General features: G+C 44.8%; 16 protein-coding genes. 4 read left to right on the forward strand and 12 right to left on the reverse strand.

What is annotated here, in order from left to right; genetic code table 11:
- Positions 1-26 precede the first annotated feature (26 nt).
- Positions 27-1,616, reverse strand: coding sequence for a peptide chain release factor 3 (gene prfC / locus AACU59_RS05630; RefSeq protein ID WP_094145560.1), 1,590 nt, complete (start codon positions 1,614-1,616; stop codon positions 27-29).
- Between the two features lie 222 nt (positions 1,617-1,838).
- Here prfC and AACU59_RS05635 point away from each other — a divergent pair, with 222 nt between their 5' ends.
- Positions 1,839-3,890, forward strand: coding sequence for a putative bifunctional diguanylate cyclase/phosphodiesterase (locus AACU59_RS05635; RefSeq protein WP_161437696.1), 2,052 nt, complete (start codon positions 1,839-1,841; stop codon positions 3,888-3,890).
- Positions 3,891-3,953: 63 nt separating this feature from the next.
- Here AACU59_RS05635 and rimI read toward each other — a convergent pair whose 3' ends face one another.
- The 4 genes from rimI to ubiT form a co-directional block, all read right to left on the reverse strand.
- On the reverse strand, positions 3,954-4,400 hold the full coding sequence (gene rimI / locus AACU59_RS05640) for a ribosomal protein S18-alanine N-acetyltransferase (RefSeq protein ID WP_094144397.1): 447 nt from the start codon (positions 4,398-4,400) through the stop codon (positions 3,954-3,956).
- A gap of 4 nt (positions 4,401-4,404) precedes the next feature.
- On the reverse strand, positions 4,405-4,809 hold the full coding sequence (locus tag AACU59_RS05645; protein WP_094144398.1) for a DNA polymerase III subunit psi: 405 nt from the start codon (positions 4,807-4,809) through the stop codon (positions 4,405-4,407).
- A 261-nt stretch (positions 4,810-5,070) separates the two neighbouring features.
- Positions 5,071-5,574 carry a GNAT family N-acetyltransferase gene (locus AACU59_RS05650; RefSeq protein WP_094144399.1) on the reverse strand — a complete coding sequence of 168 codons (504 nt, stop codon included), beginning with the start codon at positions 5,572-5,574 and terminating at the stop codon, positions 5,071-5,073.
- Positions 5,558-6,085, reverse strand: a complete 528-nt coding sequence (gene ubiT, locus AACU59_RS05655; protein WP_010318913.1) for a ubiquinone anaerobic biosynthesis accessory factor UbiT — start codon at positions 6,083-6,085, stop codon at positions 5,558-5,560. Before ubiT ends, AACU59_RS05650 begins: the two co-directional genes overlap by 17 nt.
- A gap of 196 nt (positions 6,086-6,281) precedes the next feature.
- On the opposite strand from ubiT, the gene AACU59_RS05660 reads away from it, so the two are divergent.
- The 3 genes from AACU59_RS05660 to AACU59_RS05670 all read left to right on the forward strand — a co-directional run bounded on the left by AACU59_RS05660 (position 6,282) and on the right by AACU59_RS05670 (position 10,340).
- A complete protein-coding gene (locus tag AACU59_RS05660) occupies positions 6,282-8,330 on the forward strand; it encodes a bifunctional diguanylate cyclase/phosphodiesterase (RefSeq protein WP_026027438.1) in 2,049 nt (682 codons plus the stop codon).
- Between the two features lie 101 nt (positions 8,331-8,431).
- Positions 8,432-9,445 carry a ubiquinone anaerobic biosynthesis protein UbiU gene (gene ubiU, locus AACU59_RS05665; protein ID WP_094144400.1) on the forward strand — a complete coding sequence of 338 codons (1,014 nt, stop codon included), beginning with the start codon at positions 8,432-8,434 and terminating at the stop codon, positions 9,443-9,445.
- 16 nt (positions 9,446-9,461) lie between these two features.
- Positions 9,462-10,340, forward strand: coding sequence for a U32 family peptidase (locus AACU59_RS05670; protein WP_026028086.1), 879 nt, complete (start codon positions 9,462-9,464; stop codon positions 10,338-10,340).
- A 40-nt stretch (positions 10,341-10,380) separates the two neighbouring features.
- Here AACU59_RS05670 and AACU59_RS05675 read toward each other — a convergent pair whose 3' ends face one another.
- The 7 genes from AACU59_RS05675 to rbfA all read right to left on the reverse strand — a co-directional run bounded on the left by AACU59_RS05675 (position 10,381) and on the right by rbfA (position 17,553).
- Positions 10,381-11,721 carry an MATE family efflux transporter gene (locus AACU59_RS05675; RefSeq protein WP_094144401.1) on the reverse strand — a complete coding sequence of 447 codons (1,341 nt, stop codon included), beginning with the start codon at positions 11,719-11,721 and terminating at the stop codon, positions 10,381-10,383.
- A gap of 39 nt (positions 11,722-11,760) precedes the next feature.
- Positions 11,761-12,171 (reverse strand): MarR family winged helix-turn-helix transcriptional regulator, encoded by a 411-nt coding sequence (locus tag AACU59_RS05680; RefSeq protein ID WP_013857613.1) that lies wholly within the window; start codon positions 12,169-12,171, stop codon positions 11,761-11,763.
- A 119-nt stretch (positions 12,172-12,290) separates the two neighbouring features.
- A complete protein-coding gene (gene nlpI, locus AACU59_RS05685; RefSeq protein WP_176428489.1) occupies positions 12,291-13,211 on the reverse strand; it encodes a lipoprotein NlpI in 921 nt (306 codons plus the stop codon).
- A 152-nt stretch (positions 13,212-13,363) separates the two neighbouring features.
- Positions 13,364-15,490, reverse strand: coding sequence for a polyribonucleotide nucleotidyltransferase (gene pnp / locus AACU59_RS05690; RefSeq protein ID WP_010318920.1), 2,127 nt, complete (start codon positions 15,488-15,490; stop codon positions 13,364-13,366).
- Between the two features lie 316 nt (positions 15,491-15,806).
- Positions 15,807-16,076, reverse strand: coding sequence for a 30S ribosomal protein S15 (rpsO, locus tag AACU59_RS05695; RefSeq protein WP_010318921.1), 270 nt, complete (start codon positions 16,074-16,076; stop codon positions 15,807-15,809).
- A 109-nt stretch (positions 16,077-16,185) separates the two neighbouring features.
- Positions 16,186-17,136 carry a tRNA pseudouridine(55) synthase TruB gene (truB, locus tag AACU59_RS05700; protein ID WP_094144403.1) on the reverse strand — a complete coding sequence of 317 codons (951 nt, stop codon included), beginning with the start codon at positions 17,134-17,136 and terminating at the stop codon, positions 16,186-16,188.
- Positions 17,137-17,553: a 30S ribosome-binding factor RbfA gene (gene rbfA, locus AACU59_RS05705; RefSeq protein ID WP_026028089.1), complete on the reverse strand. Its 417-nt coding sequence runs from the start codon at positions 17,551-17,553 to the stop codon at positions 17,137-17,139.
- Between the last annotated feature and the right edge of the window lie 37 nt (positions 17,554-17,590).

Here is a 17,590-nt window from a genome sequence, read left to right on the forward strand (position 1 = left end):
GTCACTCTCTTCAAAATCACCAAGTTTTAATGTTCGCGTGTCGCACGGAACTCCACTTCAGGAAAACGCTCTTTGGCCAGATTCAAATTGACCATAGTCGGCGCGATGTAAGTCAGGTTATCCCCACCATCCAGTGCGATGTTACTTTGGTTTTTGCGCTTAAACTCTTCGAATTTTTTATCATCTGCGCACTCAATCCAACGTGCTGTTGCAACGTTAACACCTTCGTAAATCGCCTCAACGTTGTATTCAGATTTTAAACGAGACACCACCACATCAAACTGCAGCACACCCACTGCACCCACAATCAAATCGTTATTTTGTAGTGGGCGGAAGACTTGAACCGCTCCCTCTTCCGACAACTGCACTAAACCTTTAAGCAGTTGCTTCTGCTTCAGTGGATCGCGCAAGCGAATACGACGGAACAGCTCAGGAGCAAAGTTAGGAATACCTGAGAATTTCAACGATTCACCTTGAGTAAAGGTATCGCCAATCTGAATCGTTCCATGGTTATGCAAACCGATAATATCGCCAGCATAAGCATTTTCAGCACGAGAGCGATCGCCTGCCATAAAGGTAACCGCATCAGAAATACTCACTTGCTTACCAATACGCACGTGGTTCATTTTCATGCCTTGGGTATAAGTACCCGACACAATACGCATAAACGCAATACGATCGCGGTGTTTAGGATCCATGTTCGCTTGGATTTTAAACACAAAGCCTGAGAATTTCTCTTCCGTGGCTTCAACAATACGCTCATTAGCTTGACGTGGCATCGGCGCCGGAGCCCACTCAGTTAAACCATGCAGCATATGGTCAACACCAAAGTTACCTAATGCCGTTCCGAAGAAAACAGGGGTCAACTCACCTTTTAAAAACAGCTCTTGATCAAATTCATGAGAAGCGCCCAATACTAACTCAAGCTCATCACGCAGTTGAGCAGCAAGCTCATCACCCACTGCCTTATCCAGTTCAGGGTTATTGAGGCCCTTAACAATGCGCTCTTCTTGAATGGTGTGGCCTTGGCCTGTTGCGTATAGAATCGTCTCATCACGGTGAATGTGGTACACGCCCTTAAACTCTTTACCACAACCCACTGGCCATGAAATCGGGGCGCAGGCAATCTTCAGCTCATTCTCCACTTCATCAAGCAATTCCATTGGGTCTCGGATCTCACGGTCCAATTTGTTCATGAAGGTTACAATCGGTGTATCACGTAAGCGAGTCACTTCCATCAGCTTACGTGTACGATCTTCAACACCTTTTGCTGCATCAATCACCATTAAGCACGAGTCAACCGCCGTCAATGTGCGGTAAGTATCTTCCGAGAAGTCTTCGTGCCCTGGAGTATCGAGCAAGTTAACCAAACAATGATTGTAAGGAAATTGCATCACAGAGGTCGTGACCGAAATACCACGCTCTTTTTCCATTTCCATCCAATCTGATTTAGCATGCTGGTTAGAGCCGCGCCCTTTTACCGTTCCCGCTTTTTGAATGGCATTCCCGAATAGCAGAACTTTTTCAGTAATGGTGGTTTTACCCGCATCCGGGTGCGAAATAATAGCGAAGGTTCTACGTTTAGAAACTTCACTCAAAAAAGGAGTATTTGACATGAAACAGGTCTTCTCAATATGCTGATATAAGGGAGAGCCGAAGCGCTTACGCTGATCAGCAGTTCGATTCAAATTTGCGCGGTATTCTCCCCTATATTTGATCTGGGAGCAACTTTCGTCGCTACACAAATCAACAAGAGAATGACGACCTTTCTATTTGTAATTAAATTATCAATAAATATGAGCTATAACTAAAAAGGGCGAAGAGAATAAGCGAGTATTATGCTGATAACCAAACAAAGAAATTCTCTGGCATTTAAACAAGCCAAAACAGTGTTCCTAGTCTCGGTGATACTTGGGATAGGCTTTAGTTTATACCATACTTTGCTCGATCTACACCAAGAGCAAACACGCATTGAAGATCACTACCGTTTTAAGCTACTGCAAAATTATTCAAATGCCAGCCAGGCTGCTTATCACCTCAACAACTTATTAGCCAATCAAGTCGTCTCTAGCTTAATGGTTGACAATGCCATTTATCATGTTGAAATTATTGATGATTTTGGCGATACACTGGCAAAAAAAAGCAGAGAGATTCCAGCGCAGACGGCTTTTATTCGGCTCTTATCGAATTATCTGACACCTGAAATACCCATCTTTAAAACTGACTTGCATCAACCCAATTCGAGTGTGGTGGTAGGTAGCTTAAGCTTTTCCGTCAACGGCTCTTCCATTGCCAAAGAATTTATTGCAAAAACAACACGAGTATTGCTGTTTGATCTCTTTCGAAATGTGTTGCTGACTTCGATCCTTTTAGTCTTTTTTTACTACAAGCTGTCAAAACCCATCACCACGTTAATTTCGTGGGTTCGCTCATTGCAAAACAATCAACGCCCAACACAGCCGCCATTACAACAGCAAAAAAATGAGCTCAGTGAGTTAGCCGGTACTTTCTATACTTTATGGAAAGAGCGAGAGCTCGCGGATGCTAAACTTAACCAATTAGCCTACTACGACACGTTAACTGGCCTTGCTAATCGCAGCTTGCTGCTGCAACTGCTCACTGATGCGATTGATAACAGTATTCGCACCCACACTTCAGGTGTGTTGTTTTACCTTGATCTCGACCGCTTCAAAACGATCAATGATTCACTTGGACACACAACGGGGGATCATTTAATCAAAGCTATCGCCATGCGTATGGATGGCTGGCTTAAACACGATTACACCGCCGCACGCATCGGTGGCGATGAGTTTGCGGTGTTGATTCCTCATCTCTCTCGCCAACAAGCAAAGAAGGTAGCTCAGCAGCTTCTGGCTCTGATTTCCAACCCTTACTCGATTGATGACCACCAGCTTTATTGCACTGTGAGTATTGGTATCTCGATTTTTCCGTCAGTGGGCAAAACCAATATCGATGTCCTTAGACAAGCCGATACAGCGCTTTACCGCGCAAAAGCGAATGGACGCAATAAATACATGTTTTATGAGCCAGAAATGCAGGCTCAAGTCGAATCGTTTCTGGAAATTGAAAAAGGCCTCCATGAAGCCCTCAATACCCAACAGTTAGAACTCTATTACCAACCTCAAGTCGATGAGCGGCACAATATTGTCGGTGTGGAAGCCTTGATCCGCTGGAACCACCCAACCAAAGGTGTATTGCCACCGGGTGTGTTTATGACCATAGCAGAAGAAACGGGGCAAATTATTCCGATTGGAAACTGGATATTAGAGCAAGCGTGCTATCAATACGCCGCTTGGAAGCGCCAAGGAGTATTACCGCCCCATTTTCGCCGTTTAGCCATCAACATCAGTCCGTTGCAGTTTTCTCAAGATTCTTTTGTTGAACACATTAACCATGCAATGCAACAAGCAGGTATTACTGGTGAACATCTTGAATTGGAGATTACTGAAGGGCTATTACTGGAAAATGTAGAAAGTGCGATTCAAAAAATGGTGCAACTTAAAAAAAGTAAGCTGAGCATCTCGATTGATGATTTTGGCACTGGTTATTCATCACTGCGTTACCTCAAACTTTTATCGGTGGATGTGCTCAAAATCGATCGTTCTTTTGTCACTCAATTGCATCTAGATGAGAGTGACCAAGCAATTGTGGATACGATTATTATGATTGCGAAACGTTTAAATTTGGAGGTAATAGCCGAAGGTGTGGAAGAGTGCCAAGAACTCGAAACTCTCAAACAATTGGGTTGTGATCAGTTCCAAGGTTACTTATTTGATAAGCCGTTAACCGCTAAGGAAGTCGTCAAGCGTTTTGCAAACCCATGTTATCAACTCAATGAACATCAAAAAGATAAGGCGCACCAGAAATAGTTCCGAGACGCCTAACCATGAAAAAAACCAGAGTTTGCAAACGATCTGCTGATGGAAAATAAGCTACAAAAAATAGTAGCTCATGATGATCGCATCTTCTGATCCTTTCGGAGTGGGATAGTAGTTCACTCGACGATCGAGCTCATTAAAACCCAGCGATTCGTACAAGCTATAAGCGCGGATGTTACTTTCGCGAACTTCAAGCCACGCACTTTCAGCTTGCGCTTTTTCACAGTAAGTTAAGAAAAACTCCATCAACAATTTTCCGTAACCCTTACCTTGCTGCTGCGGATCCACAGCGATATTCAACAAGGTCACCTCTCCAACAATATTCTGTGCATAGAAATAACCGACAACTTTGCCATAAACCAACATAGCATGGTGGCATGCACCACGACTCGCCAAGTCGCGTACGAGTGATTCAGCCCAAGGGTAACTGTGAGCTTGCTGCTCAATGGACCAAATAGCATCAAGATAAGGAAGTGATAAAGGCACAACATCAATATTCATGGTTTTATGACTCATAAGAACAAATTTGCTGCCACAACGCCCGGCGCAGCTCGGTATTGCCATCTATCTCAACTAGCGGCGGTGACGTTAACACTTTCTGAGCCAACGGGCTTTCTTTCTTTTCACAGCCTGAAAACCACAACCATTCAATGCTGGAGCCTGTTAGTTGGCTAAGAGAGTGAGGCTCAAGATGACACGCCTGACTGATTTCGAGCCTCATACTCTTCAATACTCTTGAAAACAGCAATAGAGCACCTTGTTGCGGGTATTGGGGAGAAACGAGTAATAATCGGCACGTGCTCGGCAGCGTCACCGGATAGGGTTGATAGCCAGCCAGCCGCTGTGGATGGATAAGCTCCCAACGCTGGATGCCCATTTCTTGTAAATATTGATTTTCGTGATGTGACATCTGTTTATGACCTCATTGAACATCGCAATCCTAACAAATCAGCGCCAAGACAGAAACCGTTAATCATCCAATGATCCAAGAGCTATGCCCAAACAACTTGAAGTTGCAGATAGGTGGCAAGTGAATTCATCCCCATTAGCCTAGATAAACGATGTGATTGGGGTGAGCGAACGTAGCCAACACCAACGCAGCTTCAAGTGGTAAGGGCATAAAAGTAAACAGGGAGCACTGGGCTCCCTGTTTTGAATAGAAATACGGTGATTAAAGATCGTTGAACTCTGGGCAATATTCAATGAAACCCGCTCGTCCGCTCAATTCGCCGTCGACTAATGCAACGATCTGAAACGCGCCAACTGGAACATCCCAACGACAACGAAAATCAGATTTCGCCGCCTCTTTAAAGCCAAAGCGTTGATAATAATCCGGGTCACCCAAAACCACACAAGCTGGATAATCGAACTCAGCCAAACAGATTAACCCCTCTTTTACCAACGAGGCGGCGACACCTTGATTTCGCCACTCTTTTTTCACGGCCAACGGTGCAAGCCCTTGCCAATTTAAGTCTTCACCATTGAGTAATACTGGGCTAAACATCACATGACCAACGACTTCGCCGTCATCATCACAGGCCACTAAAGAGAGCGTCAAATGGCTGTTTTCCCTTAATGTCATGACCAAATTAGCTTCAGCATCTGTCTCAAAGGCTGATTTTAATAAGCGGTCAATCGCTAAGATATCCGCTGGCGCTTCAGTTCGAATAAGCATTCATTACCTCATTTTGTGTCACTGGCGATTGTACGCCCTTATGCACAAAATCTGCTAGCTGATTTATTAACATCTGGAACGGTTTTGGTAAAAGCTCTAGGTCAACACTGTCCATCAGATTCTTCACCTCTAACCCCAGTTCGGTATCCCCTTCAATGGAGAGTCGACGTTGAAAGAACAGCGTATCAGGATCTTCTTTTCGACCAGCAATCAACACCATATCATTTAGGTTACCGCTAAAGCTGACATCTTCCACTTCCGTCTTATCAGACACAACAAGTTGTTCCGCTTGATAGCTGATATACCAATTCAAATTCAAATCGCGAATTGAAACCTTTAACCATTTCCCATCAAGAAATTCAAAGTCACCTTCTTGCAAAGCCTCATGAAATATAGTTTTCAACCCTTCTAGCAAGGCTTTTTTTTGTACAACTTGCGGTAAGAAGTGGACTGGGGATCGCAAAATTGAAGCGGCGTTTTGAACTAGTTGAGTACGAATCTTGTGAATCACGAGCGTTATCCGTTACTTTGTAATGCAATAGTACCTAATCATAATGGATGTGGGGGTGCAAATTCCTGTGATGCATCAAAAAACGTACATTGTTTGAGAACCTTTTCTAGCTTAGTAATCAAAGTTATAGTTAATGTGTTACTTACGTTGTAACATCCTCATGAATATAAGTGCTCTGGAGAGTGGTAGTAGCTTGATGCCTTCGCAACATTTACAACATTGGTTTGCAAAAATCACGTCGAACAGTCCGTTCTTTTTTGCCATCTTGAACGACCAACATAACTATGTGATGGTCAATGAACGTTATTGTGATATTGCAGGGCTGAGCACAACCGAATTGGTTGGAATGAATGACTCACAAATTCTGGGTGAGCACTTCTACCGCCATCTCAAACCTTATTATGAACGGGCATTTCAAGGAGAAACGCTTGAGACCGAACTGACTCTTCACGAGATCGATTTAGAAACGAGTTTGCATTTCTCTTTATCACCTATCATGGGTGATAAAAAAGTCGAAAATATTGTGTTTCACGCCATCGACACCTCCGAAAAACAGATCCTCATTCGCTCATTAGAAGAGTCGGAAAATAAGTTTTCAACCTTGACTAGCTTACTGCCCGATGGATTGTTATTAGTCGATGACGACTGCATTATCTCTGCTAACCCCGCATCGGCTCGTTTACTCGGTTTTGAAAATACCTCAGAGCTTCTTGGTGAAGAGTTATCGCGCTTGTTTGTCGATGAAAAAAGTAAAACCGTATTCAGCTCTCCACTTAGTTTATTACTCGCAGGGGCACCATTGGTCTGCCTCACTGGGCCAAAGTGTGGCTTTGAACGTAAAGTTCAACTGCACGCTGGAGCCACCGTCGTGCTGGGCAACAGCTCACAACTGATTTTGATTCAAGATGCAGAAGATGCACCTAAGCAGTTGTCTTCGACTATGCATGCCGATATCCACATTGACTCGCTGACTAACTTGTATAACCGTTTTGGTTTCACTAAACGTTTAGAACAGTTCATTCAAAATGAAACACCCCTTGTGATGCTCTATTTAGACATTGATAACTTCAAAAACATCAATGACTCTTTAGGCCATCATATTGGCGATAAAGTCATTAAAGAGGTCTCAGCACGGCTGAAACGTTTACTACCGCAACAAGCGATTGTGGGCCACCTTGGCGGCGATGAATTTGGACTAATACTGCCTGATCCTGAAAATAGTCGCGCCGCTGAAATGTTGGCTGAACGCATCATTTCTTTGATTAACCAACCGTTTGATCTGCACCATTTCAGTAAACGCTTAGCCTGCTCCATAGGTAGTGTCGCCTACCCTGGTGACGGTAGCGATGCACGCGTATTGTTGCAAAACGCCGATACGGCGATGTATGAAGCCAAAGATCGTGGTAGAAACCGTCTGATTAAGTTCAACGATCAAATGAACAAAGAAGCGCGCATGCGCTTATGGCTTGAAATTGAACTGCAAAAAGCGCTGCAACAAAATGGCCTTGAAGTGTGGTATCAACCGAAAGTAAATGCTCGCGACTTCAGCATCAATGGTGCGGAAGCTTTGGTGCGCTGGAAACACCCTGTGGAAGGGTATATCAACCCCGGCGCTTTTATCCCTGTCGCGGAAAAAGCTGGGCTGATTGAACATTTAGGCCGAGTGGTGATGCGTGATGTCTTCTCGACCGTAAAACGCTGGAAGCTGCAAGGCATTTTACCAGGTCGCGTGGCGATCAATTTATCGCCCGAACAGTTTTGTAACCCGAAGTTGATTGATTATATGGAAAAACTGCTTCGCACCACGGAGCTTGATCCAAACTGCATCACATTTGAACTGACCGAAAGTGCCGTCATGAGCGACAGCGAACACACCTTGCAAATGTTGAATGCGATCAAAAAACTGGGCTTTTCGCTGTCCATTGACGACTTTGGTACGGGGTATTCCTCGCTCTCTTACCTCGCTCGCTTCCCGATTGATGAACTTAAAATTGACCGCGCTTTTATAACGGATATCGATACGCTTCCTAAACAAATCACCGTCATTGAAAACATCATCAATTTAGGAAAATCACTCAACTTAACGGTCGTTGCCGAAGGTGTGGAAACTCAACAACAAGCCACACTGCTCTCTAATCTCAACTGTAACTCAATTCAAGGCTTCCATTTTTATCGGCCACAACCGAGGCAGGAAGTAGAAGAGTTATTCGTTCAAAATCGTCGTCATCGTTCTACTCCCAAATAAGTAAATCTCGTTTATTCGCCCCAAACCTGCCTTACATCAAATTTGCTATTCATAATGCTTCATAAAATACCACTACTTTCCCTTAGATATCGTATGGATCAATGGAACTTTTATGTCCTGCAGGTAACCTGCCTGCTCTAAAAACAGCGATCGATTGTGGTGCAGATGCGGTTTATATCGGCTTTAAAGATGATACTAATGCTCGCCACTTTGCTGGCCTTAATTTCGCAGGTAAGAAGTTAGATAAAGCGGTGCAATATGTTCATGATCACCATAAAAAAATTCATGTCGCGTTAAATACCTTCGCCCACCCTAATGGCTTCGAGCGTTGGACTCACGCCGTCGATAATGCCGCCAGTTTAGGCGTGGATGCGTTGATCATCGCCGATATCGCGGTATTGGATTATGCCGCTAATCGATATCCAGATCTCGAACTGCATCTTTCTGTGCAAGCCTCCGCCACCAACGTCGCCGCTATCGAGTTTTATAAGCAGAATTTCAATATTAAGCGGGTGGTGTTACCGCGAGTGCTATCAATCCATCAAGTCAAACAGCTCTCACGTAATATGATGAGTGACGTCGAACTTGAAGTATTTGCCTTTGGCAGCTTATGCATTATGTCTGAAGGGCGCTGTTATCTCTCTTCTTATATGACGGGAGAATCACCCAATACTGTCGGAGCCTGTTCGCCCGCGAAATATGTCCGCTGGCAAGAAACGGACTCGGGTTTGGAATCTCGCTTAAACGAAATTTTGATTGATAAATACGCAGCCGGAGAAAATGCAGGCTACCCAACCTTGTGCAAAGGTCGTTTTGAAGCGCAGATCGATGGGCAACCTAAACGCTACCACGCACTGGAAGAGCCAACCAGTTTGAATACGTTATCACTATTGCCAGAACTGTTTGCAGCCAACGTTGCTTCCGTCAAAATTGAAGGTCGCCAACGTAGCCCTGCTTATGTAGAACAAGTAACTAAAACCTGGCGAGCGGCGATTGATCGCTACCAAGCAAATCCACAAGCCTACCAAGTAGAAATGGCTTGGAATACCGCCTTAGCCAACGTTTCTGAAGGCACGCAAACCACACTCGGCGCGTACCATCGCCAATGGCAATAAGAGAATGGAGAAGAGAATGAAATATGCGCTGGGTCCTTTACTCTATTTCTGGCCCAAACAAGAGGTAGAAAGTTTTTATCAACAGGCAATCAATAGCCCTGCTGATGTGATCTATTTGGGTGAATCGGTCTGCTCCAAGCGACGTGAGATAAAACCACAACACTGGTTTGAGATCGCCAAAGCGCTTTCACAAGCGGGTAAACAGGTTGTGATCTCAACCATGGCGCTACTGGAAGCGCCGAGCGAAATCAATGTGATGAAAAAGTATATTGAGAATGGCGATTTTGCGATTGAAGCCAATGACGTTTCAGCGATTCAACTCGCCAGTGAAAAACGCCTTCCTTTTGTGGTTGGGCCCGCGGTGAATGCTTACAACGCGCGCACACTGCAACTGTTCCTAAAGCAAGGGATGATCCGTTGGTGCATGCCTGTTGAACTCTCCCGTGATTGGCTAATCAATGTATTGCAACAATGTGATGAGCTTGGTATCAAAAACCAGTTTGAAGTAGAAGTTTTTAGCCACGGATACCTGCCACTGGCTTACTCCGCACGCTGCTTTACCGCACGGGCCGAAAACCGCGCGAAGGATGAATGTGAGACTTGCTGTATCAAGTATCCAACCGGAATTCAAGTTCACAGCCAAGAAGGCCAAGCGGTATTTAACCTCAACGGTATCCAAACCCAGTCGGGCTATTGCTATAACCTTGCTAATGATTTACCAAGTATGGCGGGATTGGTCGATGTCGTTCGTTTAAGCCCACTAGGCCTTGAGACATTCGAACATCTGTCGCAGTTCAAGGCTAATGAAAAAGGGGAGCATCCCTCCCCTTTAACCAATCACCAGTGCAACGGCTATTGGCACCAATTACCAGGCCTAGCGATTCAACAAAGCTGAGCGTAGCCATCCCCCTTGGAGACAAGGGGGATGGCTCTTGTTAAGCGAATACGGTTTGCTTCGCGTTATCACAAGGTAGTGCACGCAAATCTCGCCACAACATCAAACCCACCACCAAACTTAACGCAATATTGGAAATGGGGAAGGCAATCCACACACCAGTCACACCATATAACTTAGGTAACAAATACAAGAACGGTAGTTGGATCGCCATATTACCAATGGTGACAAACATCGCCTTACTGCCGCGATTGGTCGCTTGATAAAAGGCGGCGGCGACAACTAAAAATCCATCCAAAAACAGCGCGAACATATGCAGTTTTAAGCCCAGTACAGCGCTTGCCATCAATTGCGGGTCAGTTGAATTGAAGACCGCAACAACCTGAGTGGAAAACAAGTTCAGCAGCACCACAAAACCCAGCCCGCCAAGCACAGCAATGCTCATTGCAATTTTGAGCAGTTTTCTAATATGAAGATAGTTTTTGGCACCATAATTGAAGCTAACTAACGGCTGCATACCATTCGCGATGCCCTCTGCCGTTAAGTAATAAACCGTGACGATATAGCCTAATATAGCGTATGCCCCAACAAGTACCGCGCTGCCATAGTGAGCAAATAGACTGTTGTGCACCGCTACCATCATCGAACCGTAGGCATACATAAAAAAGCTTGAAGTACCAATCGCAACAATCTTAGGTAACAACGACCATTGCACCCTCATCACCGAGAGTGACAGCTGCAACTTGGCTCGCGTCGAAAAGAAATAGCCTATGCCCAATACAGTCACACTTAGTTGTGCGAGTGCCGTTGCTATGGCGGCACCAGTAAGTTCCCAATGTAAAACGGCAATAAACAGATAATCAAAGAGAATATTGATTATCGCACCACTCACCATCAGTAATGTGGCTAAATTAGGGCTGTCGTCGTTTCGTAACAAGAAAGGCATCGCAATAGAGCCAAGCGTAAAGACACAAGCGATCACTAATACCTGCAAATATTGCAAGCCAAGTTCGTAGACTCGTCCTTCAACGCCTTGCCACGCAATGAAATCGTCCGCAAGAAACCATAGAATTGTCGCCACCACGGGAGCTAGCATCACAAGCAACAATAGACCAGTAGCAAGCACTTGCTTAGCTGCCGCCATGTTCCCTTCACCTTGCTTGATCGAAGCCAGAGCACCAGTTCCAACGCCCACCAACATGCCAAGCCCTAAAATAAAGCCAATAATAGGCCACGCAACGTTAATGCCTGCCAATCCCTCAGCACCAACATAATGACCAATAAAAATACCATCCACCACTTGATACAAGCCATTGACCAACATAGCTGCCACGGTCGGAATGGTATAACGCCAAAATTGGCGGTAAATTGAACTTTTCATAAAGACACCATAGTTAGCAAAGCTAACTATATAAGTAAATTAAAGTAATACTTTGGATAACAACATATTAAAACACAGTGCTTCTTCTTCCGAGAGATGCTTAATCACTTGCTCTGCGACAACAGCGTACACTTTCGCTTCATCCGCTAAATGCTCACGCGCAGTATCGGTGAGAGAAACTCGGTAAGAACGCGCATCATCTTGGCATTGTGCCGTCTGAACTAACCCTTTATTTTTAAGCCTTTTAACCATATTTGATACCGATGGTTTACTCACTTCCATCTCATTGGCTAAATCAGTTAAGCGCAGTGGCAAAGAAGAGCTTTGAATCACTTTAAGGTAATCATATTCATTAAAGCTCAATTGTGAAATGGGATCAGCTTTGCTATACCGACGCCAGATTTTGGCACTAAAACGCTCTAATTTTTCTAAGTTAGCTTCTAGTTTCACTGTTTTTCAAATTAAAATGGTTATCAAGGCTAACTATTTTATGGATCTTTAGCTCGTTAAGCAACAAAAAAGCCGCTGAAAAAGTCAGCGGCTTTAAGGAAAAGGATATAATAAGGTACTTATTGCTGAGACTCTGGCTGCTCAGCTTTCGCCTTAGCTAAATAGTCGGCTCTTACTTGCTGGAAAATTTTCCCCAATTCAAGATAAGCGTATCGATGCTCAACATATTCGTAGACGTTAAATGACAACGCAAGCTTGTACAAGGCGATCGCGTGCGCGTAATTTCCCTCTTGTTGGTAACGCTTAGCGAGATAAAAATAGACCTCAGTTAAACGCTGTGCTTGTATCGCATTACCGCTGCCTTCTTCTAAGATCATCTTAAAAGCTTGCTCTTCCGATATCTCCTTAAGCGTTAACGCAACCAAGAGCCATCCCCATTGATCATCTCGAACTTTATAGCGATTGAAGAGATCCACACGTGCCTGCAAAGGCTCGCTTTCACTTTGAATAATATATAGCCACAATGCACGAAAGGGATCGCTAGGGTCATGTTGATGATGTGCGCGAATCTCTTCCAGCGCAAGTTCTGTACGGTCGCCGTAATAAAGTGCGATGGCTCTGTTACGCTCAGCGTAAAAATTGTCAGGTTCAAGTTCTAATGTCGAATCAAATGCCTCATAAGCGGCATCAAACTCTGCAACTTGCGTGTAATACACGCCTAATAAATTAAAGATATCAGGCTGCGCCGGGTTAAACGCGAGCGACTGCTCAAAATCTAAACGTGCTAAAGTGCGTAGCCCAACACTGTCATAGTTGTTACCACGCTCATAAAACATTTTGGCCCGCACATCATCAGGCAGATCAGTACGTTGTAGCAGTTGCGTCAAACGCGCTATCTGAACTTGTTGCTGTAATGAAGACTGCAATGGCACTGCCATCGGAGGGTATACCCATTGACTTTGATTGTCATTTTGAGTTGACGCGCAGCCCGACATTATCAGTATCAAAGCACTCAATGCGGCCGTTGGAAACCATTTCACAAATAAAACTCCTGTGTACCCCAAAGCCCAAGATAAGTGGGTGTATCGCATTAATCTAGGCATGAAAAAGGGAGCGAATAACGCTCCCTTTATATCATGCTTTATGTTGAAAAGGCGACTAAAGCGCCGTGCTTCTCAAGCTTAAAGTGGCCTTATTCAGCCGTTGGTGCTGCAACAACTTCTTCAGCTGGTTTCTCTACCGCTTCTTTCATGCTTAGACGAACACGGCCTTGGCGGTCGATTTCAAGTACTTTAACTTGAACTTCTTGGCCTTCTTTCAAGTAATCAGACACTTTCTCGATGCGTTGATCCGCGATTTGAGAAATGTGTACCAGACCATCTTTACCTGGAAGAATGTTAACGAACGCGCCAAAATCAGCCAGACGAGCGACCTTACCAGTATAGATAGCGCCGACTTCAACTTCAGCCGTGATCTCTTCAATGCGACGAATCGCTTCTTTAGCTTGAGCGCTATCGGTTGCCGCAATCTTGATTGTGCCGTCATCTTCGATTTCGATGGTTGTGCCCGTCTCTTCAGTTAGAGCACGGATCACAGCACCACCTTTACCGATCACGTCTTTGATTTTCTCAGAGCTGATCTTCATGGTGTAAATGCGTGGTGCAAATTCAGAAATCTCAGCGCGAGCACCAGAGATCGCTTGATCCATCACAGAAAGGATATGCTTACGTGCACCTTGTGCTTGGTTTAGCGCAATTTGCATGATCTCTTTGGTGATACCTTCGATCTTAATGTCCATTTGCAGTGCAGTGATACCTTGGTTAGTACCCGCTACTTTAAAGTCCATGTCACCTAGGTGATCTTCATCACCAAGAATGTCAGAAAGAACAACGAAATCATCGCCTTCTTTAACAAGACCCATTGCAATACCTGCAACTGAAGACTTGATAGGTACACCTGCATCCATCAGAGCAAGAGAAGTACCACATACCGAAGCCATTGAAGATGAACCGTTAGATTCTGTGATTTCTGATACTACACGAACTGTGTATGGGAACTCTTCCACTGAAGGCATAACGGCAGCGATACCACGCTTAGCCAGTTTACCGTGGCCGATTTCACGACGCTTAGGAGAGCCTACAAAACCAGTTTCGCCCACACAGTATGGAGGGAAGTTGTAGTGTAGTAGGAAGTTATCTTTACGCTCACCTGTTAGCTCATCGATGATTTGAGCATCACGCTGAGTACCAAGAGTAGCGGTTACGATTGCCTGAGTTTCACCACGAGTAAATAGTGCAGAACCGTGAGTACGAGGAAGAATACCAGTGCGTACGTCTAGCGCACGAACCATGTCTTTTTCACGACCGTCAATACGTGGGTTGCCAGCAATAATGCTACGACGTACAACCGTCTTCTCTAGATCGTGGAAGATAGTGTGGATTTCTTTCGCATTTGCTTCAGGATCTTCAGCAAGAATTACTTTGTTTACTTCAGCAGCAATTTCATGAATACGGTCGTAACGAGCCATTTTTTCAGTGATTTTGTAAGCTTCAACAAGCTTAGCTTCTGCTAGTTCAGCGATCTTGCTGTTAAGTACTGTGTTCTCTTGAGGAGCAACCCAATCCCAAGCTGGAGTGGCAACTTCAGCAGCAAATTCATTGATCGCTTTAATCACAGCTTGTTGTTGGTCGTGGCCGTAAACAACCGCTGCTAGCATTTCTTCTTCAGTTAGGTTATCCGCTTCTGACTCAACCATCAGTACCGCGTTGTCTGTACCTGCAACCACAAGATCAAGACGAGATACAGCAAGCTCGGTCATGCTTGGGTTAAGCACTAATTGACCATCAATGTGACCCACGCGCGCCGCGCCAATAGGACCATTGAATGGAATACCAGAGATAGCAAGTGCTGCTGAAGTACCAATCATAGTCACGATATCAGGTTGAACGTCTGGGTTTACAGACATCACTGTCGCGATGACTTGAACTTCATTTTTAAATGCATTAGGGAAAAGAGGACGAATTGGGCGGTCAATCAGACGCGCAGTCAAAGTTTCGCCTTCTGATGGACGACCTTCACGCTTGAAGAAGCCACCTGGAATTTTACCCGCTGCGTAAGTACGCTCTTGGTAGTTAACAGTAAGAGGGAAGAAGTCTTGACCTTCTACTGCTTCTTTTTTACCAACAACAGAAACGAATACCGCAGTATCGTTCATAGTGACCATAACGGCCGATGTAGCTTGGCGTGCGATAACGCCGGTTTCTAGAGTGACGGTATGATTACCGTATTGGAATGATTTCACTACTGGTTTATCAAACATTGTTTATCCTTGCTCTAGAGTTGCCTCTAGATTGAATGAAATAACACTCAAGACATTACGAATCGCGACTAGTAAAAATAGGCTCTATATCACGGGAAACAAAGCGTTGGGCTTGCCGCTCCCACTGGTATCTGAACGCTACTTTTAATAGCCGCGACCTGCTGGCCGACTTCGGTGACTGTAATGCTATGAGTATGAAGCGTTAAACTACATACAACACACTTTAACGGCGGGTAGTATAGCGACTTAGGAGAGATTGTGCCAAATTTAGATAACAAAAAAGGGGCTAAAAGCCCCTTTTCTGAACAAACTGATCTTAGCGACGTAGCTCAAGACGTTTGATTAGGTCTTGGTAACGACCTAAATCTTTACCTTTTAGGTAGTCTAGAAGCTTACGACGGCTTGAAACCATACGTAGTAGACCACGACGGCTGTGGTGATCGCCTTTGTGAGTTTTGAAGTGACCTTGTAGGTGGTTGATAGAAGCAGTTAGTAGTGCTACTTGTACTTCTGGTGAACCAGTGTCGCCTTCGCCACGTGCGTATTCAGCAACGATTGCCGCTTTAGTTTCTGCATTCAGAGACATAATGCTCTCCTAATAAGAGTAAGTTTAAAGGTGTAGCAGCCAATCTCTGATTCAGCCGCTACGCGAAGCCGGGATTATAGGGAAATCCCCAACGTTAAGCAATAGCTATTTAAAGCGACTCTTCGTCTCTAAAAACGACCAATCGCTTAGGCGCAACACGACCATCTTGGTCAATTTCACCCACACCGATAAAGAGTTTCTCTTCACCCATGGTCATGCGCACTGTGCCATCAAGTGGCACACCCAACACTTGCACTGGTTGGCCATGTTGTACCATGTCTGCCAACTCAGGAATAAGGTTAACTTCCGGCAAATCTTGCACCGCACTGTCCATTGGCATCAATAACGAGTCCAACACATTTTTCGGTGCGACATCATCACGCAGCGCCTGTTGCAGCAATGCATCAAGTTGCTCTAAAGTCACCATCTTCTCATATGGGTACTTCGCGACCGCAGTACGACGCAGCATGGTCACATGTGCGCCACAACCAAGCATTTCACCTAAGTCATCCACGATAGTGCGGATATACGTGCCTTTCGAACAGTGCACATCCATTTCAACTTTATCACCTTCGAAACGAATCAATCCAATATCATAGACAGTGATTTTTCGAGATTCGCGCGGAATATCAATGCCTTCACGAGCGTATTCATATAGAGGACGGCCTTGATACTTCAGTGCAGAAAACATTGACGGAATTTGGTCGGTTTCACCACGAAAACGCTCGATACACTCTCGCAGGGTATTTAATTGCACATTGACAGGGCGTGTTTCCACTACCTCTCCGTCTGAATCAGAGGTATTGGTTCTCTCACCCAGTTTTGCAATGACTCGATAACGCTTATCTGAATCAAGTAAAAACTGAGAGAATTTTGTCGCTTCACCAAGGCAAATAGGCAACATTCCTGTTGCCAAGGGATCGAGCGCGCCAGTGTGTCCGGCTTTTTCTGCAAAATAAATACGTTTTACTTTTTGTAAGGCATCATTCGAGGAGATACCCGTTGGCTTATCCAGTAAAATTACCCCGTTAATTGGGCGACCTTTACGACGACGAGCCATCTATTCATTCCCTTCTTCTGCAGACGCTTCATCTTCACGTCCTGCATCTTTCTGTCTGCGCTTATCATTGCTGACCACTTCAGTCACCAAGTTGGACATGCGCATACCTTCAACCAAAGTATTGTCATAAGTGAAGCGAATTTCTGGTGTCAAACGTAAGCGAATACGTTTGCCAAGCATCATGCGGATATGAACTTCATGCTCTTTTAACGCAGCTAAGCAGCTTTCTGGGGTCTGCTCACCAACGCATAGAAACGTCACAAACACTTTTGCATAAGCAAGGTCACGTGACACTTCGACTTCTGAAATAGTCACCATACCTAAGCGTGAGTCGCGGACTTCACGTTGTATGATCATAGCGAGTTCTTTTTGCAGCTGTTGGGATACGCGCTGCGTGCGGCTAAATTCTTTTGACATATCTTTTCTCACATATAGAAAGAATGGGGGGATGGTT

Source organism: Vibrio sp. V23_P3S9T160 (assembly GCF_963886625.1).
Lineage (GTDB): Bacteria > Pseudomonadota > Gammaproteobacteria > Enterobacterales > Vibrionaceae > Vibrio > Vibrio anguillarum.